The organism is Ruminococcus sp. (assembly GCF_016287535.1).
In the GTDB taxonomy this organism is placed as follows: Bacteria; Bacillota; Clostridia; order Oscillospirales; family Ruminococcaceae; genus Ruminococcus.
Genome location: NZ_JAEFAJ010000008.1, coordinates 14983 through 36523, shown reverse-complemented (window position 1 = coordinate 36523; position 21541 = coordinate 14983). Strand labels below are relative to the sequence as shown.

Annotated in this window: 20 protein-coding genes; 15 read left to right on the top strand and 5 right to left on the bottom strand. The window is 48.7% G+C overall.

The genetic code is table 11. The features are described 5' to 3' along the window. Positions 1–4: 4 nt before the first annotated feature. From QZZ36_RS05165 to QZZ36_RS05150, 4 genes are all read right to left on the bottom strand, one after another. Positions 5–1915: a sortase gene (locus QZZ36_RS05165; protein WP_295077871.1), complete on the bottom strand. Its 1911-nt coding sequence runs from the start codon at positions 1913–1915 to the stop codon at positions 5–7. Further along, positions 1915–2451, bottom strand: a complete 537-nt coding sequence (locus tag QZZ36_RS05160) for a CinA family protein (protein WP_295077868.1) — start codon at positions 2449–2451, stop codon at positions 1915–1917. The genes QZZ36_RS05165 and QZZ36_RS05160 overlap by 1 nt, the downstream gene beginning before the upstream one ends. Before the next feature lie 63 nt (positions 2452–2514). Beyond that, positions 2515–3699: a tRNA uracil 4-sulfurtransferase ThiI gene (thiI, locus tag QZZ36_RS05155; RefSeq protein WP_295077865.1), complete on the bottom strand. Its 1185-nt coding sequence runs from the start codon at positions 3697–3699 to the stop codon at positions 2515–2517. 30 nt (positions 3700–3729) lie between these two features. Further along, the gene (locus QZZ36_RS05150; protein ID WP_295077861.1) at positions 3730–4860 is read right to left on the bottom strand and encodes a cysteine desulfurase family protein; all 1131 of its coding nucleotides are present in this window, start codon (positions 4858–4860) and stop codon (positions 3730–3732) included. A gap of 208 nt (positions 4861–5068) precedes the next feature. On the opposite strand from QZZ36_RS05150, the gene QZZ36_RS05145 reads away from it, so the two are divergent. Then, positions 5069–7594, top strand: a complete 2526-nt coding sequence (locus QZZ36_RS05145; RefSeq protein ID WP_295077858.1) for a YfhO family protein — start codon at positions 5069–5071, stop codon at positions 7592–7594. Continuing rightward, the gene (locus QZZ36_RS05140; RefSeq protein WP_295077854.1) at positions 7594–8130 is read left to right on the top strand and encodes an NUDIX hydrolase; all 537 of its coding nucleotides are present in this window, start codon (positions 7594–7596) and stop codon (positions 8128–8130) included. Before QZZ36_RS05145 ends, QZZ36_RS05140 begins: the two co-directional genes overlap by 1 nt. Before the next feature lie 37 nt (positions 8131–8167). Here the strand turns inward: QZZ36_RS05140 and spoVG are convergent, their stop codons facing one another. Then, positions 8168–8467: a septation regulator SpoVG gene (spoVG, locus tag QZZ36_RS05135; protein ID WP_295077851.1), complete on the bottom strand. Its 300-nt coding sequence runs from the start codon at positions 8465–8467 to the stop codon at positions 8168–8170. 261 nt (positions 8468–8728) lie between these two features. On the opposite strand from spoVG, the gene murC reads away from it, so the two are divergent. The 13 genes from murC (at position 8729) to QZZ36_RS05070 (ending at position 21538) form a co-directional block, all read left to right on the top strand. Beyond that, positions 8729–10147, top strand: coding sequence for a UDP-N-acetylmuramate--L-alanine ligase (gene murC / locus QZZ36_RS05130; RefSeq protein WP_295077848.1), 1419 nt, complete (start codon positions 8729–8731; stop codon positions 10145–10147). 1 nt (position 10148) lies between these two features. Beyond that, positions 10149–10730 (top strand): transcriptional repressor LexA, encoded by a 582-nt coding sequence (gene lexA / locus QZZ36_RS05125; protein WP_295077845.1) that lies wholly within the window; start codon positions 10149–10151, stop codon positions 10728–10730. 24 nt (positions 10731–10754) lie between these two features. Further along, entirely contained in the window at positions 10755–11255 is a 501-nt protein-coding gene (locus tag QZZ36_RS05120) for a hypothetical protein (protein WP_295077842.1), read from the top strand. Between the two features lie 87 nt (positions 11256–11342). Next, entirely contained in the window at positions 11343–11705 is a 363-nt protein-coding gene (locus QZZ36_RS05115; protein ID WP_295077839.1) for a cell division protein ZapA, read from the top strand. Continuing rightward, on the top strand, positions 11705–13741 hold the full coding sequence (locus tag QZZ36_RS05110; RefSeq protein ID WP_295077835.1) for a U32 family peptidase: 2037 nt from the start codon (positions 11705–11707) through the stop codon (positions 13739–13741). The genes QZZ36_RS05115 and QZZ36_RS05110 overlap by 1 nt, the downstream gene beginning before the upstream one ends. Then, positions 13738–14178 (top strand): dUTP diphosphatase, encoded by a 441-nt coding sequence (gene dut / locus QZZ36_RS05105; RefSeq protein ID WP_295077832.1) that lies wholly within the window; start codon positions 13738–13740, stop codon positions 14176–14178. Before QZZ36_RS05110 ends, dut begins: the two co-directional genes overlap by 4 nt. 230 nt (positions 14179–14408) lie before the next feature. Beyond that, on the top strand, positions 14409–14669 hold the full coding sequence (locus QZZ36_RS05100; RefSeq protein ID WP_295077829.1) for a DUF4321 domain-containing protein: 261 nt from the start codon (positions 14409–14411) through the stop codon (positions 14667–14669). 179 nt (positions 14670–14848) lie between these two features. Beyond that, positions 14849–15865 carry a rod shape-determining protein gene (locus QZZ36_RS05095; protein WP_295077826.1) on the top strand — a complete coding sequence of 339 codons (1017 nt, stop codon included), beginning with the start codon at positions 14849–14851 and terminating at the stop codon, positions 15863–15865. 11 nt (positions 15866–15876) lie between these two features. After that, positions 15877–16743, top strand: coding sequence for a rod shape-determining protein MreC (gene mreC / locus QZZ36_RS05090; protein ID WP_295077823.1), 867 nt, complete (start codon positions 15877–15879; stop codon positions 16741–16743). Further along, the gene (mreD, locus tag QZZ36_RS05085; protein WP_295077820.1) at positions 16733–17311 is read left to right on the top strand and encodes a rod shape-determining protein MreD; all 579 of its coding nucleotides are present in this window, start codon (positions 16733–16735) and stop codon (positions 17309–17311) included. The genes mreC and mreD overlap by 11 nt, the downstream gene beginning before the upstream one ends. Positions 17312–17363: 52 nt before the next feature. Then, positions 17364–19661 (top strand): penicillin-binding transpeptidase domain-containing protein, encoded by a 2298-nt coding sequence (locus QZZ36_RS05080; protein ID WP_295077817.1) that lies wholly within the window; start codon positions 17364–17366, stop codon positions 19659–19661. Positions 19662–19882: 221 nt separating this feature from the next. Next, a complete protein-coding gene (locus QZZ36_RS05075; protein ID WP_295077814.1) occupies positions 19883–20662 on the top strand; it encodes a M23 family metallopeptidase in 780 nt (259 codons plus the stop codon). 138 nt (positions 20663–20800) lie between these two features. Further along, on the top strand, positions 20801–21538 hold the full coding sequence (locus QZZ36_RS05070; RefSeq protein WP_295077811.1) for a glycosyltransferase: 738 nt from the start codon (positions 20801–20803) through the stop codon (positions 21536–21538). Positions 21539–21541: the final 3 nt, after the last annotated feature.

Here is a 21541-nt window from a genome sequence, read left to right as displayed (position 1 = left end):
CTTGTCACTTTCCTCCCTTTGGACCGTAGGGAATGAATTCTGCGTCGGGATCATAGTGCTCATTCGGATAATCCGCATAGTAGATAGTAGGCCACTTAGGATTCGGATTGAGCCAGCTGTGCTGAGTGCCCTTCAACGGATCCTCACCTTCTCTGACCTGTCTTGCAAGAACGATAAGTCTTCCCCTTTCATCAGGGAAATAGGTACTGCAAGTAAACAGCGTGAGCAGAGGATCTCCGTATTCAACATCAACATCGTTGAGGAATACAGATCTTCTCTTTGCCTCATTGACAAAGTCATAGAAAGCTGTCTCATCGGCAAAGTCCAGCATATCCCAGCATCTGAACTTTGTATCCGTTTCATCTGCAGCGTCAAGTACGAAAAATGCAAATATCTTGTACTGGTACTTTTCATAGTTGGAGCTGAGGTTTATAATGGGGTGAAGCCCGTAATACGCCTCGTTCCTGATGTAATATTTAAGTGATCCGAACATCTGATCGTCGTACATATTATGTCCGTAGATTATAAGGTTGTCGGAATTGGGGTATTTAAGGTATCCGTCCTCTCCCACGTCGTCGAAATGGTTCCTGTAGTCGAGGAATATCTCACCTGCGTCATTTTCCGTGAGATCGTACTTCATTCTGAGGTACTTGTCGTTGTCCTCAGCCTGGAGCACAGGGTTATTGACAGGAGTATCAGGGATATTTATAACTCCCACGATCTCATTGTTTATATCATAGAGCTTTCTTGCTCCGTCAAGCATACCGTTATAGTGCTTGCGCGGGTCTCCCTCGGAGGTATCCTCGATCACTACCTGGGGTTCGCGTTCCGCATAGAGATCATATATCTCCATGATCTCGTTGTTTTTCTTTTTGCTTGTCCAGCGGTCGTAGTAATAATCAGCTATGCGGCAGCCGCAGATGATTATCGCGATCATGCTGCAAAGGAACACAGCTTTTCTTATGCACTCCCCGACGCTGTCTCCCTTATGAGGGAAAAGCCCGATAAAGCGCTGTTTAAGACTTTTCTTCCTTTTCTTCTTATGTTTTTTCTTTTCCGCAGGAGCTTCGACCGCAGCAGCAGCCTGTTCTGCAGGCGCCGGGCTTATCTCCGCTTTATTATCAATAGTTTCCGCAGTATCCGTGCGCAGCTTTTCATCAGGCACACTGAATCCCCCGGTAACAGCTTCTTTCTTTTCGGGTATAATTTCTTCAGCCGCCGGCTCTGTCACCTCTGCAGCCTGCTCTGTTTCATCTTCCGGCAGCACACCGGCAGCTTCATCTTCGTAAACAACGTCCGGAGCCTGTCCCTCGTCAATGACGTCTGAAGCTTCGTCTCCGTAAACAACACCGGGAGCTGTTTCCTCATAAACAGTATCAGAGACCTGATCCTCATAAATGAGATCATCAGCTTCCTCAGTGTCAGTATTTAATGAAATAGCCTCTTCCGGAACATATTCACCGTATTCAGCTATCTCATTTCCGGTAAGATCGCCTGTCTCAGCGGCCGTACCGGCAGTATCTGTAAAGTCGCCTGCTATCTCCTCTGCTATCTCCTTCAGCTCTGCCTGAACAGGAGTTCCCAGTTCAGGGATAAGATCCGATATATCGGGAGCAGCATTAGCTGCTGATAATTCAGCGGCTTTTGCAGCCTCTTCAGCTCTCTTTGCAGCCAGAGCCTTTTCATATGCGATAGCAGCGTCAAGCTCGTCGAGTATATCAGCCGCAGTGGACTGCTTTTTTTCTTTAGCCCTCAATATGCGTTCGGATATACTTTCCGTGCGTTCGATTTCCGTTTTATTCTCATAGGTCGTGGGAGCGACCTCAGCCTCTCCGTGTATAGACCTTCTTATAGCCTTTATTTTCTCAGCTCTGCGCTGAGCCTCTGAGCTAACTTCATTGAATTTGTCGCTCATCAGTTTGTGATCGCCTCCATCAGCATTTTTTCTACAGTTTCAAAAGCATAAACAGCCGCGCATTTTCTGATATTGCTCCTGCTCATATCGCTGAGCTTCCAAAGCTCCGGCAGTCTGACAAACTCTCTGCCGCAGATATCGAAACCGATATACACCGTTCCGACGGGCGTTTCCGCAGTTCCGCCCGAAGGACCTGCTATACCCGTAACGGAAACACACACATCTGCACCCGAACACTTTTTAAGTCCCCTGACCATACTAAGTGCCGTCTGTTCGCTTACCACGCCGAAATCACGTATAGTTCCGGCAGGTACCCCCAGAAATTCAGTCTTTATGCGCTCGGAATAAGTACATAATCCCAGTTCAAAGACCGCAGACGCGCCCGATACTGATGTTATAAGTTCAGAAAGAAGTCCGCCGGTACAGCTTTCAGCCGTAGCGATAGTCAGACCTTTCCGTTCTAATAATTTTACAACATTTGTGACTGTTTTGTCAAGTTTATCGGTGTCACATTCAGAAAAATTAACGCTAACCACTAAATCGCCGTCCTTGCTTTAGTTTACATTATACAAAAAAGATGTGATTATTTTGTGAAAAACTTAAAAAGAATCCTCGAAATTAAACGTCTTCATTTCAGTATTTTCCACAGCTTTCTGTATAAGCGGCTCGAAATCGAAGCTATTCTGCGCTTTTTCGATATCCGCAAGCTGAGGTCTCACCTTAGGGTGACGGGGAGTGAATACTGTACAGCAGTCCTCATAAGGGAGCACTGATGTATCAAAGGTATCTATTTTTCGTGCGATCTCGATTATCTCGGTCTTGTCCATGCCGACGCAGGGACGGAATACAGGTATGCGGCACACCGCGTCCGTACACACCATAGCAGCCATAGTCTGACTTGCCACCTGTCCCACGCTCTCACCTGTTATGAGAGCAAGACAGTTGTCCTTCGCTGCAATGCGCTGAGCTATCTCCATCATGAGCCTTCTCATTATAATAGTAAAGAACTCCTCCGGACAGTGATCCTTTATAGCTTCCTGCAATTCCGTGAAGGGCACGCAGTAGAAGGCTATGCCGCCGCAGTAGTCCGTCAGCTTCTGACAGAGCTGCTCCACCTTGAGCTGTGCGCGGTCCGAGGTATATGGAGGGCTGACATAGTGTATTGCAGCTATGTGAACTCCGCGCTTTGCCATCATATAGCCTGCTACGGGACTGTCTATACCGCCGGAGAGAAGAAGCAGAGCCTTTCCGCTGCTTCCCACGGGAAGTCCCCCTGCTCCCTTGATATTCTCAGCGTGAACAAAGGCATTCTCGTCACGTATCTCCACAGTTACCGTAACCTCAGGATTTTTTACATCAACAGTGAGATTAGGGAACCTTTCAAGGAGCTTTCCGCCCAGCTCCATGCATATCTCAGGGGATTTCATGGGGAAAGCCTTGTCCGAGCGCTTTGCGTTGACCTTGAAGGTCCTTGCGCTGCTCAGCACCTCGTCAAGATACTCATAGCTCTTATTGCATATATCCTCAAAGTCCTTCTCGCATACGCAGGCGCGGCAGTATGCGGCGATACCGAATATCTTGCCAACTCTGTCCGCTGCCTCATTGAGGTCGATGTCCTCGTCAAGAGGGGTTATATATGTGGTGGACTGAGCACTGGTCAGCTGAAAGTGACCGAGTGGCTTCAGTCTGCGCTTTATGTTCTTTATGAGCATATCCTCAAAGGTCTTTTTGTTGAGACCCTTCAGTGCCATTTCACCGTATTTTACAAGTATTAACTCTTTCATTCCGTTTCTCCTATACTATATTAATATGTCTTAACCTCTTACCTTTTCCATACCCTCTTTGAGTGCCTCGCAAAACATATCAAGCTCCGCTTCCGTGGTCTCCGCAGTCATGCTGATTCGCAGAGCGCTGTCCGCACGCTTGTCCCTAATGCCGAACTGCCCCAGAACTCCGCTCTGCTGTCCCTTTGAACAGGCAGAGCCGCTGGAAACATATATCTCCCTGCTTTCGAGGAAATGGAGCATTATCTCAGACCGCTTTCCCACTGCGGAGATATTCACCACATAAGGCGAGCCGTCCTCCGGAGAGTTCACAGTTACTCCCTCTATTCCGCTGAGCTTATCCAGCAGATAAGCTTTAAGTCCGCTCACCTTTTCATAGCGTTCCGTTACAGTCGGAGAAAGCTTCTTCACAGCCGCTCCGAAAGCCGCTATCATGGGAACGCTCTCGGTACCGGAACGTATGCCCTTTTCCTGCTTGCCGCCGGTAACTACCGGAAGCACACGCACTCCCTTTTTTATATAAAGAGCTCCCACGCCCTTGCCGCCGTGTATCTTATGTCCGCTGAGGGAGATAAGGTCGGCACACATGGTATTAGCCTTGACAGGCAGCTTCATGAAAGCCTGTACGCAGTCGGTATGGGTGATTATATCGGGATATTTCCGCTTTACCGCCGAAAAGGTCTCCTTTACGGGGAGGATATATCCTGTTTCATTATTGACGTACATCATGCTGACAAGGCAGGTATCATCATCGCAGGCATTCACAAAATCCGCGGCGTAGTACCGCCCGTCCTCACGGGGAGAAACTCTCACGACCTCAAAGCCCTTTGCTTCGAGGTCTGCGGCGGTCTCCTCAACGGAAGCGTGTTCAACTGCCGATATAACTATCTTTTTTCTCTTTCTGCCGTAAGCCGCAGAAGCGCCGCGAAGCGCAAGGTTATTGCTCTCGGTAGCTCCGGAGGTAAAGTATATATTCCCGCTGTCCGCACCTATTGCCGAAGCTATGGCTTTTCTCGCGTCATCAACGAGGAGCTGCGCATCAAGTCCGGCACGGTGAAGAGAGGAAGGATTGCCGTATTTTTCGGTCATGGCTTCCACAGCCGCCGCAACAGCTTCAGCGCAGGGCTTTGTAGTAGCCGCATTATCAAGGTAAACTTCCATTTACGTTTTCATTCCTTTGTCATAAGCATTCTTTTAATTATACCACACTATTAAAAAAAAAGCAACCGCCGCCGCATTATCAGCCCTCAGCCGTCAGACTTTAGCTGACCAAAGACCGCTTGTCGAAAATATATTCGATTTTTGTTGCATTTTCGAGCGGTTTGTGATATAATTCATATGTATATCTTTTTTTACGGAGGACATTATTGTGAAAAGGAGCTTCGGTGGCTCAGGCTGCACCAAAGAAAAATATCTGGCAGCATTCCTTGCGGGCTTCTGCACCATGCTGCTTTCAATGCTCCCCATGCTGCTGACAGAGCGCGGCTATTTCATATACTACGGCGACTTCAACGCCCAGCAGATACCATTCAACTGTCTTGCGAGCACAGCAGTACAAAGCGGACAGTTCGGCTGGAACTGGCTGACGGATCTTGGCTCCGACCTTATGACTTCTTACTCATTCTACCTTTTCGGAAGTCCGTTTTTCTGGCTTATGGCATTTCTGCCGAGAAGCATACTGCTCCACGCCATACCCTTCGTGCTTGCGCTGAAGCACGGAATTGCGGCACTCACCGCCTACGCTTATATCAGGCGTTTTGTCCGCGGCAAGTATGCCGCTCTTACCGGAGCGCTGCTCTATTCGTTCTCCGGATTTCAGATATTCAATATATTCTTCAATCACTTTCAGGATGTCACCGCTCTCTTTCCGCTGATGCTCATAGCGGTGGAGGAATGTGTCAACTGCCGCAGAAAAGGCGTCTTTGCGCTGTCTGTCGCGCTTATGGCTTGCGTGAACTATTACTTCTTCGCAGGTCAGGCAGTATTCATTGTGATATACTACCTCTGCCGCAGGAAAAGTCCTGATTTTCATACCTCATGGCGCAGATTCCTCGGACTCTGTCTTGAAGCCGTTCTCGGCACTCTTCTTGCAGCATTCATACTTCTGCCCTCGGCAATGGCACTGATGGGAAATTTCCGTCTGAGCGAAAGGCTCTACGGCACTGATATGGTAGTATATGCGGACAAAACGCTGATACCAAAGATAATACAGAGCTTCTTCATGCCCTGCGACCCGCCGGGCTACCCTGTGCTTTTCGGTACGAACTATGAAATGTGGGCGTCAATAGGCGGCTATCTGCCGTTATTCTCAATGGCAGGCGTCATATCCTTCATGCATCTGAGGAAGAAGCACTGGGCTTCAAAGCTTACGGTGATATGCATAATATTCGCATTCATACCGATACTGAACAGTCTTTTTCAGGCAATGAACTCCTACTATTACGCGCGGTGGTTCTATATGCCGATACTGATAATGGCAATGATGACCGCACATACTATTGACGACGAAAAGTCCGACGGCTCCCGCGGTCTGAAGATCAGCGCACTGTTTCTCGCAGCCTTTGCGGTAACAGGAGCATTGCCGGCAAAGCCCGACAAGGGCAAAAAGCCCCGTCTGTTCTCAATGCCTGAGGATATCCCCTATTTCTGGCTGATTATAGGCGTTGCAGCCGCAATGCTGTTCTGCGCGTTCCTTATATTCCGCAGGAAGAAAAAGGGCACTCTCCGCATGGATTTCGTTGTTTTTCTGACCTGTGCCTCTTCTCTGATATGCATATTTACCACCACACTGTATGCCGCTGACAATGTCAGCTCGGCAAGGGAATACATCAGCGAGTTCATAGACTATGAGGACGATGTGTACGAAATGCCGGACAGCAACAGTTTTTTCCGCATCGACACCGGCTTCAACACCGAAAACGCCTCTATGATATGGGGTATCCCCTCGATAAGAGCATTTCACAGCGTCGTAGATCCGTCCATAATGGAATTCTACAGATTTGTCGGCATAAACCGCGACGTGGCATCACGTCCTACACTCCACCACTATCCTCTGCGCAGTCTGCTCTCGGTAAAGTATTTCTACAAGGAGAAGAAAAAGGGCTGCAGCTATGACGAGCTGGTTTCAGGCGCTTCCGCGCCAAAGGTAAGAAAAATAACTTCTTCCTCCGACGCAGAAGACATAAGCGGAGTTATAATCCCCGACGAGCTTACCGGCTTTGAATACGCCGGTGAGACCGACAACTTCGAGATCTACGAAAACAAGCTGTTCATACCTATGGGCTGGGCTTACGACACATACATCACAAAGTCCGCGGCAGAAAAAAAGAACGAGCTCAACCGCGAGATAATAATGCTCCGCTCCATTGTACTTTCCGACAAGCAGGCTGAAAAGTACAGTGATATACTCATTGAGCTTGATCCGTCCATGTCCGCGGCAATGAACCGCCGGACATACGAGTTCTTCTGCCGTCAGAAGCAGCAGTGCTGCGCCGACAGCTTCACATATGACTCTCACGGTTTCGTTTCGGAAATAGAGCTCCCGAAACCGCAGCTTATATTTTTCAGCGTACCCTACAGCAAGGGCTGGACAGCTGAGGTAAACGGCAAAAAGGCTGATGTGGAGCGTGTAAACGAGGGCTTCATGGCAATAAGGGCTGAAACAGGCAAAAACACCATAGTATTCTGGTACAGGACGCCTTACCTTACAGCAGGCATTATAATAAGCATATGCGCAGCCGCAGCACTTGCAGTATATGTGCTCCTCTTCCGCCGCAAAGACGGAAAGGATAACGACTATGCCTTCAGGCACTGGTACGGCTACGACTCATGCAGTAAAATAAAGACCGCAGTCAGCCACTGCGACAGTCTTTTCGATAAAAAGGAGAATCAGTAATGCATTTACAGGAAAAAACAGTATCCAGCGACCTTATATACAAAGGTCCCATATTCACCATAACCCATGACAGCGCCGAGCTTGAAAACGGCAAGACCGCAGTCCGCGATGTCCTCCACCACCACGGCGGAGTATGTGTTATACCGATAACCGAGAACAATGAGATATTTCTCGTGAAGCAGTTCCGCTATCCGTTCCAGACGGTCACACGGGAGGTCCCCGCAGGAAAGCTTGAAAAAGGCGAGGATCACAGCGAATGCGGCAGGCGCGAGCTTCTTGAGGAAACAGGCTATTACTGCTCGGAGTATGTCTATCTCGGCGAAATGCTTCCCACTCCCGCATACAACAGCGAGATAACCTATATGTATCTTGCAAGAGGACTGAAATTCAACAGACAGGATCTTGACCCCGACGAATTCCTCGACGTTGAGCGCATACCGCTCTCAGAGGCTGTAAAGCAGGTAATGGACGGAACTATCCGCGACGGAAAAACTCAGATAGCGGTACTCAAGGCAGCGCGTATCCTCGGAATATAAAAAAGACCTGCAAAATGCAGGTCCTTATACAGTAATTTTAAACTGCTTCTTCTGAAGGAGACGTTTCCTCAGTTTCGAGAACGGCAAGCTGTCTTTCATAGGCTTCGAGTATGGTTTCCTCAAACATCTTTCTTGCCGCAGCCGATATGGGATGAACGATATCGCGGAACACTCCGTTTTCGTCCTTTCTGCTTGGCATTGCAACGAAAAGTCTCTCGTCGCCCTGTACGACCTTAATGTCATGTACAGCGAACATATCGTCGATAGTCAGCGAAACTACCGCTCTCAGCCTGCCTTCAGAGATGATCTTTCTGATCTTTACATCTGTAATTTCCATAGTTTTCCTCCTTAATACACTCTATGTGATCAACGGTACGAGCACCGAAATATTTCATTTTTATAACTATTAATTTCGGTTGAAAGTAAACCTGTAAACTATTATAACTCATATTTTGTAAAAATGCAAGCTTTTTATGCGAAACCAAGTCAAAAATATTATAACAACTCTGTGGAGATACAGCTGAAACTTCTTACGCAGACTGTTTCTCAGGGCTTATGCCCCTGTGTTATATAAATTCATTCAGGAAAGGTGATCATTTTGGATATCAACATTTTAAAGGGAAAAAAGCACATACACTTCATCGGTATAGGCGGTTCGGGAATGTATCCCCTGGCGCAGATACTCCACTCTCAGGGCTATTACCTCACAGGCTCTGACAACAACGAGACCGAGACTCTCGACGCTGTGAGGAAAATGGGCATACCCGTATTTATCGGTCAGAGAGCCGAAAATATCGAGGGCGCGGATCTTATCGTACACACAGCCGCTATCATGGCTGACAATCCGGAGCTCATGGCAGCAAGGGCAAGCGGAGTCCCCGTACTCGAAAGAGCTGATCTTCTCGGCATAGTCACGAGCTGGTACAGCAATGCTATATGTGTTTCGGGAACTCACGGCAAGACCTCCACTACCTCAATGATAACGCAGATACTTTTCACCGCAGGAATTGACCTCTCCGCGTATATCGGCGGAAAGCTCCCCTGTATAGGCGGAAGCGGAGTTGCCGGCAAGAGCGATATAATGGTGTGCGAGTCCTGTGAATTCGAGGATCACTTCCTCAAATTCTTCCCTGATATAGCCGTTATCCTGAATATCGATGCCGACCACCTCGACTACTTCGGCACACTTGAAAATATAATAAAGTCCTTCCGTAAATTCAACGAAAACGCCTCGAAGTGCATTATCGTAAACGGCTCCGACGAAAATTCCATGAAATCGCTTGAGGGTATCACAGGCAAGGAGATAATCACATTCGGCAAGGACAGCTCCTGCGACTACTACCCCGAAAACGTGAAGCACGAGAACGGACTTCTCACCACCTATGACGCGATGTATAAGGGCGAAAAGCTGGGAACCGTGACGCTTCATGTAGCAGGCATACACAATGTGCTCAATTCCCTTGCAGCTGTTGCGGCTGCACGTTATGTGGGAGTTGACTTCAAATTCATACAGCAGGGTTTTGAGGACTTCCGCGGAGCCAAGCGCCGTTTTGAAAAGCTGGGCTTTGAAAAGGGCATAACCGTAGTCGATGACTACGCTCACCACCCCACAGAGCTCGAAGCTACCCTCAACGCCGCAATGGAGATGAACTTCAGGCAGGTTTGGGCTGTGTTCCAGCCATTCACCTTCTCACGCACAAAGCTGCTCCTTGACGATTTCGCGAGAGTGCTGCAGATACCCGATCATGCCGTGCTCACCGATATCATGGGAAGCCGCGAGAAGAACACTTACGGTATTTTCACCCGTCATCTTGCAGAAAAGATACCCGGCTGTATCTGGTTCCCGCAGGACGAGTCCGCAGAGTGGACAGACGAGCGCAAGTACGCCAACTTTGAGCAGATATGCGACTATGTCTGCGACCACGCACAGGAGGGCGACCTCGTTATAACACTTGGCTGCGGAGACGCATACAAGATAGCCAAAATGGTACTGAAAAAGCTTTCGGAGGAGAAATAATATGCTGAAGGATAAAGAAATAGCGGTATTCAACTATATAAAATCCCGTCTCAGCGACGGTATGTCACCGTCTGTAAGGGAGATAATGGACGCTATGGGCTTCAGGTCCACGTCCACCGCTCACCGCTACATAGAAACTCTTGTCCGCGAGGGACTTATCGAGAAAACAGGCAATCTCAACCGCACCCTGCGCCTGCCCAACAGCGGCACCACATCTGTTCCCGTAATGGGTACAGTTACCGCAGGACAGCCTATCACAGCCGTTGAGGACATCACGGGATATATAGGCTTTGAAGCTCCCGGCGTCGATCCTCAGGAGCTCTTTGCGCTGAAAATCCGCGGAGAGAGCATGATAGACGCAGGCATACTTGACGGAGATATAGTAATAGTAAAGCGTGTAAACTACGCAGATAACGGAGATATAGTCGTAGCCTTCATAGACCGCGAGGAGGCTACTGTAAAGCGTTTCTTCAAGGAAAAGGGACACTACCGCCTTCAGCCGGAAAATACCACTATGGAGCCTATCATCGTGGACGAGGTGGAGGTCCTCGGCAAGGTAATAGGCTTGAAGCGGTACTACTGATAAAGGCTATGAACTCTGTTTCTTATGAAAATATATGCTCTGATAATAATTTTCTTAGCCATTTCAGGATTGCTTTACCATGTCTCCCATGAGCTTTTCCACATCATAGCCGGTCAGAAGGCAGGTCTTAAACTTGTAAGCGTACAATGGTTCAGCTATCACGGCGGAACCAAAGTCACCTTTGAAAACGAGGAAAAGATATGCGACGAGAATAACAGGGATATTCCGAAAGCATGGATATATATGTCTCTTGCGGGTATAATCGGAACAACGCTGACAGCGTATATCCTTGTTCTCGTTTATCTGCTGCTTCCAAGCGGATATATCAGACTATTCTTATGGATAATGTCCGCCATGTTCCTTGTCAGCGACCCGGGGTACTCGGTACTGTGCTCTTTCTTCGGAAACGGAGATCTGTACCTTGTAAAAAGAGCAATGGGCAGGAAAAAATACATATTAAATATCGCATCAGTTCTGCTCTTTATTGTCAATATATGTATTTTTATTATTATATCCCGTAAATAAAATTTTTTTCAAAAAACACTTCCCTTTTTGCGAGAAATAGTGTATAATGTAGAGTGGTTAATAATACGCCACGGAAAGGACGATACTATGCTTAATGAAGTAAAGGTCATAATATGCGGCAAGGAGTACAAGATAAAGACTGCCGAAGCTCCGAACTACGTTTATGCTCTTGCAAGAGCTCTCGAAACAAAGATCACCGAGATCACCGCAGCAAGCGGTTCTTCGCCTTATGCAGCTTCCATAATGGTGGCAATGGCTCTTCTCGACGATCTCAACAAGTCAAACCAGAGACTTGACAATATCCGCGACCAGACAAAGGAATATGTTGACGAGGCAGGCAGGACACGTATAGAGCGCGACGCTGCTCAGAAGGAGATAGAGGTCCTCAAATCCAAGATAACTCAGCTTGAAAATATGGTCAAGCTCAAGCAGCTCAGCGACAGCATTTAATGAAACAAACAGAGATACTTGCTCCCGCAGGCAGCATGGAAACTCTCCGTGCGGCTCTCAGAGCAGGCGCACAGGCTGTATACATAGGCGGAAAGCGTTTTTCCGCGCGAAACAGTGCCAATAACTTTTCGGAAGATGAAATAGCGGAAGCCGCAGCGCTCTGCCATAAGTACGGCGCAAAGCTCGATCTTGCGGTGAATACTGTCATTTCCGACGATGAGACCGCTGATTTCTGCGAGTATATAAAAACCGCCGCCAAAAGCGGTGTTGACGCCTTTATCGTACAGGACTGGGGCTGTGCGGAACTGATACGCCGCTGCGTTCCGGATGCCGTGCTCCACGGCTCCACGCAGATGTCGGTGCATACCGCCGCAGGCGCTTCAATGCTCCGCGGGCTCGGCTACGCAAGAGTAGTTCCCGCAAGGGAACTTGACAGGGATACTATTTCCCGTATCTGCGGTACAGGTATTGAGACCGAGATATTCGTACACGGTGCGCTGTGTATGTCAGTCTCTGGACAGTGCTATATGTCGGCAATGATAGGCTCGCGGTCCGCAAACCGCGGCTGCTGCGGACAAGCCTGCAGACTTCCCTTTTCTGCTGTCGGCAATAAGGATAAGGCTGCTCTTTCGCTGAAAGACCTTTCCCTGCTTCCGAATGCCCGTGAGCTTGCGGCTATGGGAGTTGATTCCTTCAAGATAGAGGGACGCATGAAGCGCCCCGAATACGTGGCTTCCGCTGTACATGAGCTGAAAGCTTCGCTTGAAGGCAATGCCCCCGATATGAAGCTCCTCCGCGGAGTATTCTCCCGAAGCGGCTTTACTGACGGCTATTTCACAGGCAAAAGGCAGGATATGTTCGGAGTCCGTGAAAAGGATGATGTTATCTCAGCACATGAGCTGATACCAAAGATACACGAGCTTTACCGCTTCGAGCGCAAGGCTTACACAGTTGATTTTCACGCAGTGATAAAAGAGGGACAGCCGGTGGAGCTGACCGGAAAATGCAACGGCATTACGGTCTCTTCCGTGGGCGAAGCTCCCGAAAAGGCGCTCAGCCGCCCCACTGACATAGACGCTCTTGAAAAACAGCTCTCAAAGCTTGGAGATACGGTTTTCAGCATGGGTGAACTTACCGCCGACATAGATGAGGGACTTATGGTCCCTGCCGGAAAGCTCAACGAGCTTCGCCGGGACGTCGCCGAAAAGCTTACTGCCGCCATAACTGCGAAAAATACACCTGTATATACAGTTTCCGACTATGCTCCGGATATCCCGCAGCAAAGCCGGGAAGAGACTGCCGGAAAGCTTCCTCTCCGCACCTTCTGTCGCACAGCTGAACAGATAAAGACTGCCGCAGAGCTTTCGGAGTATCTCATAGTACCCGAAGAGCTGCTGAACGAGAAAATACTCGGCAGCGTGGACGTGAAAAAGCTCATTGTCTCGCCTCCCCGTTTCATTGCAAACGAGGACAGCCTTGCGGAAAGGCTCAAAAAGCTGAAGACTATGGGACTTGACAGGCTTTACTGCCACACTCCTGACTGTATCGCAATAGGCAGAGAGCTCGGATTCAGGCTTCACGGCAGCTTTACGCTGAATGTTTTCAATTCCTTCTCTGCGGAATATCTCCGTGGGCTCGGTCTTGAGGACTGCGTTTTCTCTGTTGAGGCAACTCTTGCGCAGACTGCCGCCGTACATACCGCTCTCCCTTTGGGAGCCGTGGTATACGGTAGACTGCCGCTTATGCTCACAAGGAACTGCCCGATACGAAACGAGGTGGGCTGCGGAAAATGCACAAAGAAGCTCACCGACCGCACAGGCAGGGAGCTCCCTGTGGTATGCTCAAAGGATTATACCGAGATACTCAATCCGGACAGGCTTTATATGCTTGACAGGACAGAAGAGCTCCGCGGAATAAGCTACGGCGTCATTTACCTTTCCGACGAGGACGCTGAAGGCACACTTGCCGCTCTCAGCGGCTTCAAGCCGCAGGGAAATATCACAAGAGGACTTTATTACAGAGGTATCGCAACATGAAACTTACCTTCAAAAAGCTCGATCCGAGAGCTGTTATCCCCTCCCGTGCAACTCCGGGAAGCGCAGGTCTTGACCTTTGCGCCTGCCTTGATTCTCCCGTGACTCTTGCACCGGGCGAGATAAAGATGATACCCATCGGTATCACGGCAGAGCCTGATTCAGAAGATATCGCCCTGCTGATATACCCGCGTTCGGGGCTCTCCTCAAAGTACGGAGTATCCCTTGCCAACTGCGTGGGAGTAGTTGACAGCGATTACCGCGGCGCATGGTTCGTCCCCCTTATAAATCACGGAAAAGCCACATTTACCGTGGAACACGGTATGCGTGTGGCTCAGGTGATCCCAACACGTATATTAATGCCTGATATCGAAGTCAGCGAGGAGCTCTCCGAAACAGAGCGCGGAAACGGCGGCTTCGGTTCATCGGGAATTAAATAAACAGGGAATATAACTTTTTTTGTGGTCGAAGGCAGGCAGACGTTTGCGTAATTGCTCCGGACCACACACTCACAGACTGTCAGGACCGCCGTTTACGGCGCTTGCACTGGTCTTGACCGGCTGTGAGTGTGTGGCATAATATGCAATTGCGAACGTCCGTTGCTCAAAAAGCCAGGTAAAATGTTATTTACCCGATAAATACACTAAAACAAAAGATTGGAGATTTCATTATGAAAAAGACACTCTATTTTCTGCTTCTTTTCATCTGCGCCTGCATTTTCGGCGGAGTTATCGGTACTATCGCTTCAGGCTCATTTGCATGGCTCGGCTATTCAAGAGGTATAAGCCTTGATAACAGCACATTCTCAATGGAGCTTTTCAGCGTTACATTCGGTTTCACATTCAATATAAACATCGCGCAGATAATATGCATAATCATAGCTATATACGCATACATAAAAACTGCTCCCAAGCTCATCACCTCCAAGTGATATGGCGCTGTCGTCCATTTTGACAGTTTTTTCCCGTGTTTATGCGGAGCAGTTACCGTATTATACCAAAATTTGCAGCCATGGGATTTTCCCGGAAAAAAATCTTGTACATATTTCCCGTTGGTGATATAATATAAATATGTGTATATCAGAATCAAAGCAGTTTAAGGAGCTACAGAATGTTTACAAAAGATATTGGCATTGACCTCGGCACTGCTAATACCCTCGTATATATGAGAGGAAAGGGTATAATAATAAGAGAGCCGTCAGTCGTTGCCGTAAATACAAGAACGGACAAATGCCGCTATGTCGGCAAGGAAGCCAAGGACGTCATCGGCCGTACTCCCGGCTCGATAGTTGCCGTAAGACCTCTGAAGGACGGCGTTATCGCCGATTTCGACATAGCAACGACAATGCTTCAGGAGTTCATAAGAAAAGCCCTGAAGGGTACCTTCTTCACAAAGGCAAACGTAATTATATGCATCCCCTCCGGCGTTACAGCCGTCGAGAGGCGTGCGGTCCGCGAATCCTGCAAAAAAGCAGGCGCGAACAACGTACTTATAATAGAAGAGCCTATGGCTGCCGCTATCGGCGCGGGTCTCCCCACCAACGAGCCTGCCGGCAGCATGATAGTTGATATAGGCGGCGGCACCAGCGAGGTAGCCGTTATATCAATGGGCGGCATAGTCGCTTCACGCTCTGTAAGATGCGCAGGCGACGAGTTCGACGCCGCTATCATAAATTATATCAAGAAGAAATACAACCTCCTTATCGGTGAGAGGACAGCTGAGAATATCAAGCTCGATATCGGCTCCGCCTTCCCAAGCGAGAAGGAGGAATCCCAGGAGATAAAGGGCAGGAACCTGCTCAACGGTCTCCCGGAGAATATTACAGTGACCTCTGCTGAGATCCGCGACGCTCTCGTTGAGCCCCTTTCAAGAGTGATCGACGCTATAAAGTCAACTCTTGAGGAAACTCCTCCCGAACTTTCAGCAGATATCATCGACCACGGCATAACTCTTGCAGGCGGCGGCGCTCTGCTCCGCGGTCTGGACAAGCTCATAAACCGTGAGACGGGTATGCCGGTATATATCGCCGAGTATCCACTTGACTGCGTTGCCGAGGGCACCGGCAAGATACTTGAAAATATCAACGATTATCAGGACGCTCTCACCGAAAACGTCAAGTACTATTAAGGGGGAGCTCCATGCGTGATTTCATAAAAAGCACCAGATTCAAGGTTCTGCTTGCTTTTCTCGCATTTCTCGTCGGCATAATGGTTTACGCCGTTACAAAGGGCGGCTATTCCGTTTCGGGAGCTTCCTTCATAAATACCGTCACCAAGCCTTTCCGCACCGCTTCAAACAGTATAAGCGCAAAAATGGAGCGCACCGTGGATAAACTTGAAAACGCTGACAAATACTATGAGGAGAATGAACGCCTGAAAAAGCAGATCGGCGAACTCAACGCACAGCTTACCGACTATGACGCTATAAAGGCAGAGGTGGAGGAGCTCCGCAAATTCGTTACCATAAAGGAAAACAACGAGGACTATCAGCTCTCCCAGCCCTGCAAGGTGCTGAGCTATGTCACAAATGACCCTTTCAAGTCCTTCACTATCGACAAGGGCTCGGCAGACGGTATCCTTGTGAACTGTCCCGTAGTTACCGCAGAAGGACTCGTCGGGATAACAGTTGAGGTTTCAAAGCACCTTTCAACAGTAAGAACGATACTCTCCCCCGACCTGTCAGTTGCTGCTGTGGCTTCATCGTCAAATGCGGATCAGGGCATAATCGAGGGAAATGTACTCTCCTCGGAAAGCGGTCAGACCAAGCTCATACACGTTCCTAAAAAGAACAAGCTGAAGCGCGGCGACCTTATGATAACCGCCGGCTCCAGCGGTCTTTTCCCCAAGGACTACCCTATCGGAACTATCCTTGATATAGGCTACGACTCAAACGGACTTTCAGTCTGCGCCGATATAAATCCCTGTGTGGATGTTTCCCGTCTTACCTCTGTCATCGTTATAACCGATTTCAGCGGCAAGAAGGAGGACGAAGAAGATGAGGATTAGAACTACCCGTGAGCAGCGTATCTTTCGTATAAAAACTGCTCTCCGCTGGGTCATATACTATCTGCTCATTTTTGCCGGCTTCATAATTATGAGTTCAGGCACTCTATATAAGCCTGTGCTCCTTGTTCCTCTCGCGATAGGAATAGCTGTAAACAACAATATCTACGCCTCGGCTGTAACAGGAGCTGTCTGCGGCTTTCTCATAGATATATGCTGCGGTAAGCTTTTCGGATACAACGCTGTGATACTTGCTTTTTTCTGTATCGCCGCAAATCTCGTATTCGAGCTTTACCTGAAAGACCGCTTCATAAACTTTATGATAATAGCTTCCGCCGCCGCGTACATACAGTGCTGGCTGGACTACAAGTTCTACTACCAGATATGGGGATACGAGCACGTACACCGTATCTTCGTAAGAGTAACGCTCAGAGTCTGGATATATACTGTCATATCATCAGTGCTGATATACTTCCTGCTGAAGCTGGTTAACCGCCTGCTGATGCCAAAGGAACACCTCACCGTAGAGGAAGCTATGAATACAAACATCCAGTCGGAAAACAGAAGATAATCTCTCAGACCGCACCAAAGGTGCGGTCATAATAATAAAGGAGGCAGACCTTTTGAAAGGATTTGCAGAAAACCTCAAATCTATTATCATAATATTCCTTGTCATATCACTTGCGCTCCTGAGTTCACTGAGACTTATGAGGATACAGGTGGTCGGCGACAACGCCATCGAAACTCCACAGCAGTACGAGCCCGGCACCCTTACCTACAAGAAGGGCATAAAGGCTACCCGTGGAGAAATAATAGACTTCAACGGAAATACCATAGTCACCAACGACGCACGTACCGATATAGTGCTGCAGATGGCTTTTTTCCCCACTGACTTCAAGGAAGGCAACAAAATACTGCTCGGCATCTACCGGGCGCTTGAGGAACACGGATACAAGTTCAAGGAAAGTATCCCCGTATCCTTTTCAAAGCCTTACATCTTCCTGAAGGAAGATAACTCGGAGCTCATATCAGACCTCAACCTCAATGTCTACGCTACCGCAGAGAACTGCATAGACAAGCTCATATCAGATTACGAGATAGCCGATACCTATACCGACGAGGAAAAGCGTATCATCGCAGGTATGCGCTATCAGATGATAGACAAGGACTTCTCCTATACCAACGACCTTCTTCTTGCTGAAGGCGTTGACGACAAGACCGTCGTTGATATGAAGGAGCTCAGCAATTTCTACCGCGGTCTCGAAGCTGTTGACGCTTCCGAAAGGAAGATAGTCCGCGGAGATATCCTTCCCCATGAGATAGGCACTGTTGGTCCAATCTACGCGGAGGAATACGACGATCTGAAGTCAAAGGGCTACAGCTATAACGACACCCTCGGTAAGAGCGGTATCGAAGCCGCTATGGAAACTCCCCTGAGAGGTCAGAACGGCGAGGAACAGATAGCCGTCAAGGACGGCGTTGTAAGAGACGTCAAAACTATCCTCGAAGCAAACTCCGGAGAGACGGTAAAGCTCACCGTTGACGGCACTTATCAGCTGAAATTGCAGAATATCCTCGACAACTTCCTGAACTATACCTTTCCCTCAATAAATCCCATGCCAAGTCTGCTGAAGGGAAAATGCGGAGCAGTATGCGTCCTTGACGCTAAAACCGGCGCTGTAAAGGGAATGGCTACGGCTCCCACATATAACCTCAAGGATTACTCTGAGAACTACGAATACTTCCTGCAGGCTGAGGATTCTCCCCTTGTAAACCGCTGCACCTACGGTCTTTACCGTCCCGGCTCCACCTTCAAGACCATTACCGCTACGGCAGGTCTCAACGAAGGCGTTGTAACAGGCGGTACTCCCCTTTTCTGCGGTCATGACTACTGGTTCTACGGCAGTCATTACTCATGTACGGGTACTCACGGAAACATCACCATGCGCCATGCTATAGAGGTATCCTGCAACTGCTATTTCTATGAGCTGTCACGTATGCTGGGTATCGACAATATCACAAAATACTCAAAAATGTACGGTCTCAGCTCTCATACAGGCATCGAAACAGGCGACGCAGAGGGCTATCTCTGTAACCCGGAGACCTTTGAGGAACACGGTCAGGAATGGGTCATAGGAAATGTTATCCAGGCAGGTATCGGTAACCAGGACTGCGGTATCACTCCCCTGCAGATGGCTGTCGTTGCAAGCACCATAGGAAACAGAGGCGTGAGATATCAGCCGTATATCGTTGACAGCTACTACTCCTACGGCTCACGTCAGCTCATAAAAAAGACCGAACCGGTTATCGCAAATCAGATCGAGATGAATTCCCCGGACCTCTATGACTATATCATAGGCGGTATGATAGACGCTTCACGCAGTATGCCCGCAAGATACTCCCTCACAAACCTCGGCTTTGACGTGGCTATAAAGACGGGTACTCCGCAGGTAGGCGCAAACCCTAACGACCAGAACTCCTTCTTCATCGGCTTCGCTCCCGCAGACGACCCTGAGATTGCCTTTGCAGGCGTTGTTGAGCACGGTGAATACTCCAAATATATGATAAGGGACCTGATACTCGCTTATCAGGAATGCTACGGTCTGAACGGCGTAAAGCCAACAACTCCCAAGCTCCCTGACGAAGTTCGTCCTGTACTCACCACAACACCAACAACTACTACCACCACCACTACAACGGTGTCTGCTGCTTATACTGCCGGAACAACAGCAACTGCGGCATATCAGCCATATACCGAGCCTGAGACGACCGCTCCTTACGAGCCCTGGACTCAGCCGACAGAACCGTGGACTCAGGCAACCGAGCCGTGGACGGCTCCTGCCGCAACACTGCCGCCGGCTTCTTCAGTAGATACAAGCGGCTTAGCTCCGGAGGCTTCACAGGAACCGGACAATAACTGATAACCAAGAGGTGTGATTTTCACACCTCTTTTTCATTGACAAGGAAAGTATGAAAATGCATTTCTATAAAAGGGCTGAAATGAGGCTTTTTTCAACCAAAAACAGTTGAATATTGAAAAAGATACACCTGAAGTGGACATTCTGTGCATTACTTTTCCGCTTTTCAGAAAATGTGTATATTTTCCGACCACGCAGCCAATAATATGGTCGGAGGTGTTAGTGTGAAAAAAAATGAACTGACCGAAAAACATTACGAAAAAGGCTCAAAAGGCTTCTATGCCGCACTCGGCATAAGCGCTGTAATGATAGGCGCCGCCTGCCTTTTCGCACATAAACAGGGTGACAGACTGCCGCAGGTCAAGCCCTCTTCCGAAAATAATACCATAGTGCATGAGGCTGCCGTTGACAGATACGTTACCAACATACCTAAGTCCACTGCTCCGGCATACAGAGTCACAACAACTGCAGCTTCTGCGGTCATGACCGGAACTGTACAGTCTACAGTGCCTGCCGCGGAAATAACAGTTGACGCACCGTTCAAGGAAAACAGCTACTCTGAACAGCCTGAACCTGCAGCTGCAATATTCACTGCCGCAAGGCCTCCTCTCGACGATATGAGCAGTATCCTCTGCGAGTTCAGCGGCGGAGAGCTGGTGAAAAACACCACCACGGGAACGTGGCAGACCCACAATGGAACAGATATCGCCGCGGAAGTTGGTACCGATGTATATGCGCCGGCTGCGGGAGAGATCAAAAAGATCTCAAACGATCCCCTGTGGGGCGTTACCGTGACGATCGACCACCTGAACGGGTATACTACGAAATATTGCGGACTTGGCTCTGATCTTGCGGTAAAACAGGGAGATAAGGTCAACGGCGGTGACCTTGTGGGTGCAGTGGGCGAAACTGCCGACATCGAAAGCGGTACTCCGCCTCATCTCCATGTTGAGTTTATCCACAACGGCGAATTCATTGACCCTATGAGTATGCTCGCCAGCTGATTTATACCGCTCATACAGGACTAAAAATGCCATGATATTCCTGATATCATTTTCAGAAGTATCATGGCTTTTCTATTGACAGCAATAACGCTCCGATGTATAATATTCCTATGAAATATCCTGATCCGGAGGTGTACTATGGGCAAAACTGCTTTTTCCGTCGTTATTCCGGCACACAATGAGGAAAAATACATCGGCAGGTGCTTACGGGCTGTAATTAGCGCGTCAAAATATGTCAGACCCGACATAGTCGAGATCATTGTTGTCGCAAACAGATGTACTGATAAGACCTGCGCTATCGCAAAGCGCTACGGTGCGAGGGTACTTGTCAATAACGACAAGTGTATCGCCGCCGTAAGAAATACCGGCATAAGGGCTGCCAGAGGCAATATAATCGTAACTGTGGACGCTGACAGCCTGATGACGAAATACTCCCTTGCGGAAATAAGGGATAAACTCGAAAGCGGAAAGTATATCGGCGGCGGCACCAATCCTAAGTTTGACAGAATGTCCGTCGGGATAGCCTGTTCATCTGTATATGTCCTTCTGAAGCTTCTGCCTGTTATGATAAAAAACGGCGGCTACCTGAGCGGTGCCATGTTCTGGTTTTATAAACGTGACTTTAACGCTGTGAACGGCTTTAACGAAAGCCTTATAAGCCTTGAGGATATGGATTTCGCTGTAAGGCTCAAAAAACACGGAAAAAAAAGAGGGAAAAAATACGGAACTCTCAAGCGGTCATATGTACTGACTTCTGCCCGCAAATTCGACGAATTCGGAGACTGGTACCTTATAAAAGAGCGTAAGCTCACAAAACGTATCTTCACCGGCAAAGACCGTGCCGCAGCGGATAGTTTTTACTATGATGTGCGCTGAACT

Coding starts and splice junctions, on each gene's coding strand:
- QZZ36_RS05165 (WP_295077871.1), bottom strand. CDS start 1,915: ATGAGCGACAAATTCAATGAAGTTAGCTCAGAGGCTCAGCGCAGAGCT.
- thiI (WP_295077865.1), bottom strand. CDS start 3,699: ATGAAAGAGTTAATACTTGTAAAATACGGTGAAATGGCACTGAAGGGT.
- QZZ36_RS05150 (WP_295077861.1), bottom strand. CDS start 4,860: ATGGAAGTTTACCTTGATAATGCGGCTACTACAAAGCCCTGCGCTGAA.
- QZZ36_RS05140 (WP_295077854.1), top strand. CDS start 7,594: ATGCATTTACAGGAAAAAACAGTATCCAGCGACCTTATATACAAAGGT.
- spoVG (WP_295077851.1), bottom strand. CDS start 8,467: ATGGAAATTACAGATGTAAAGATCAGAAAGATCATCTCTGAAGGCAGG.
- lexA (WP_295077845.1), top strand. CDS start 10,149: ATGCTGAAGGATAAAGAAATAGCGGTATTCAACTATATAAAATCCCGT.
- QZZ36_RS05120 (WP_295077842.1), top strand. CDS start 10,755: ATGAAAATATATGCTCTGATAATAATTTTCTTAGCCATTTCAGGATTG.
- QZZ36_RS05115 (WP_295077839.1), top strand. CDS start 11,343: ATGCTTAATGAAGTAAAGGTCATAATATGCGGCAAGGAGTACAAGATA.
- QZZ36_RS05110 (WP_295077835.1), top strand. CDS start 11,705: ATGAAACAAACAGAGATACTTGCTCCCGCAGGCAGCATGGAAACTCTC.
- dut (WP_295077832.1), top strand. CDS start 13,738: ATGAAACTTACCTTCAAAAAGCTCGATCCGAGAGCTGTTATCCCCTCC.
- QZZ36_RS05100 (WP_295077829.1), top strand. CDS start 14,409: ATGAAAAAGACACTCTATTTTCTGCTTCTTTTCATCTGCGCCTGCATT.
- QZZ36_RS05095 (WP_295077826.1), top strand. CDS start 14,849: ATGTTTACAAAAGATATTGGCATTGACCTCGGCACTGCTAATACCCTC.
- mreC (WP_295077823.1), top strand. CDS start 15,877: ATGCGTGATTTCATAAAAAGCACCAGATTCAAGGTTCTGCTTGCTTTT.
- mreD (WP_295077820.1), top strand. CDS start 16,733: ATGAGGATTAGAACTACCCGTGAGCAGCGTATCTTTCGTATAAAAACT.
- QZZ36_RS05070 (WP_295077811.1), top strand. CDS start 20,801: ATGGGCAAAACTGCTTTTTCCGTCGTTATTCCGGCACACAATGAGGAA.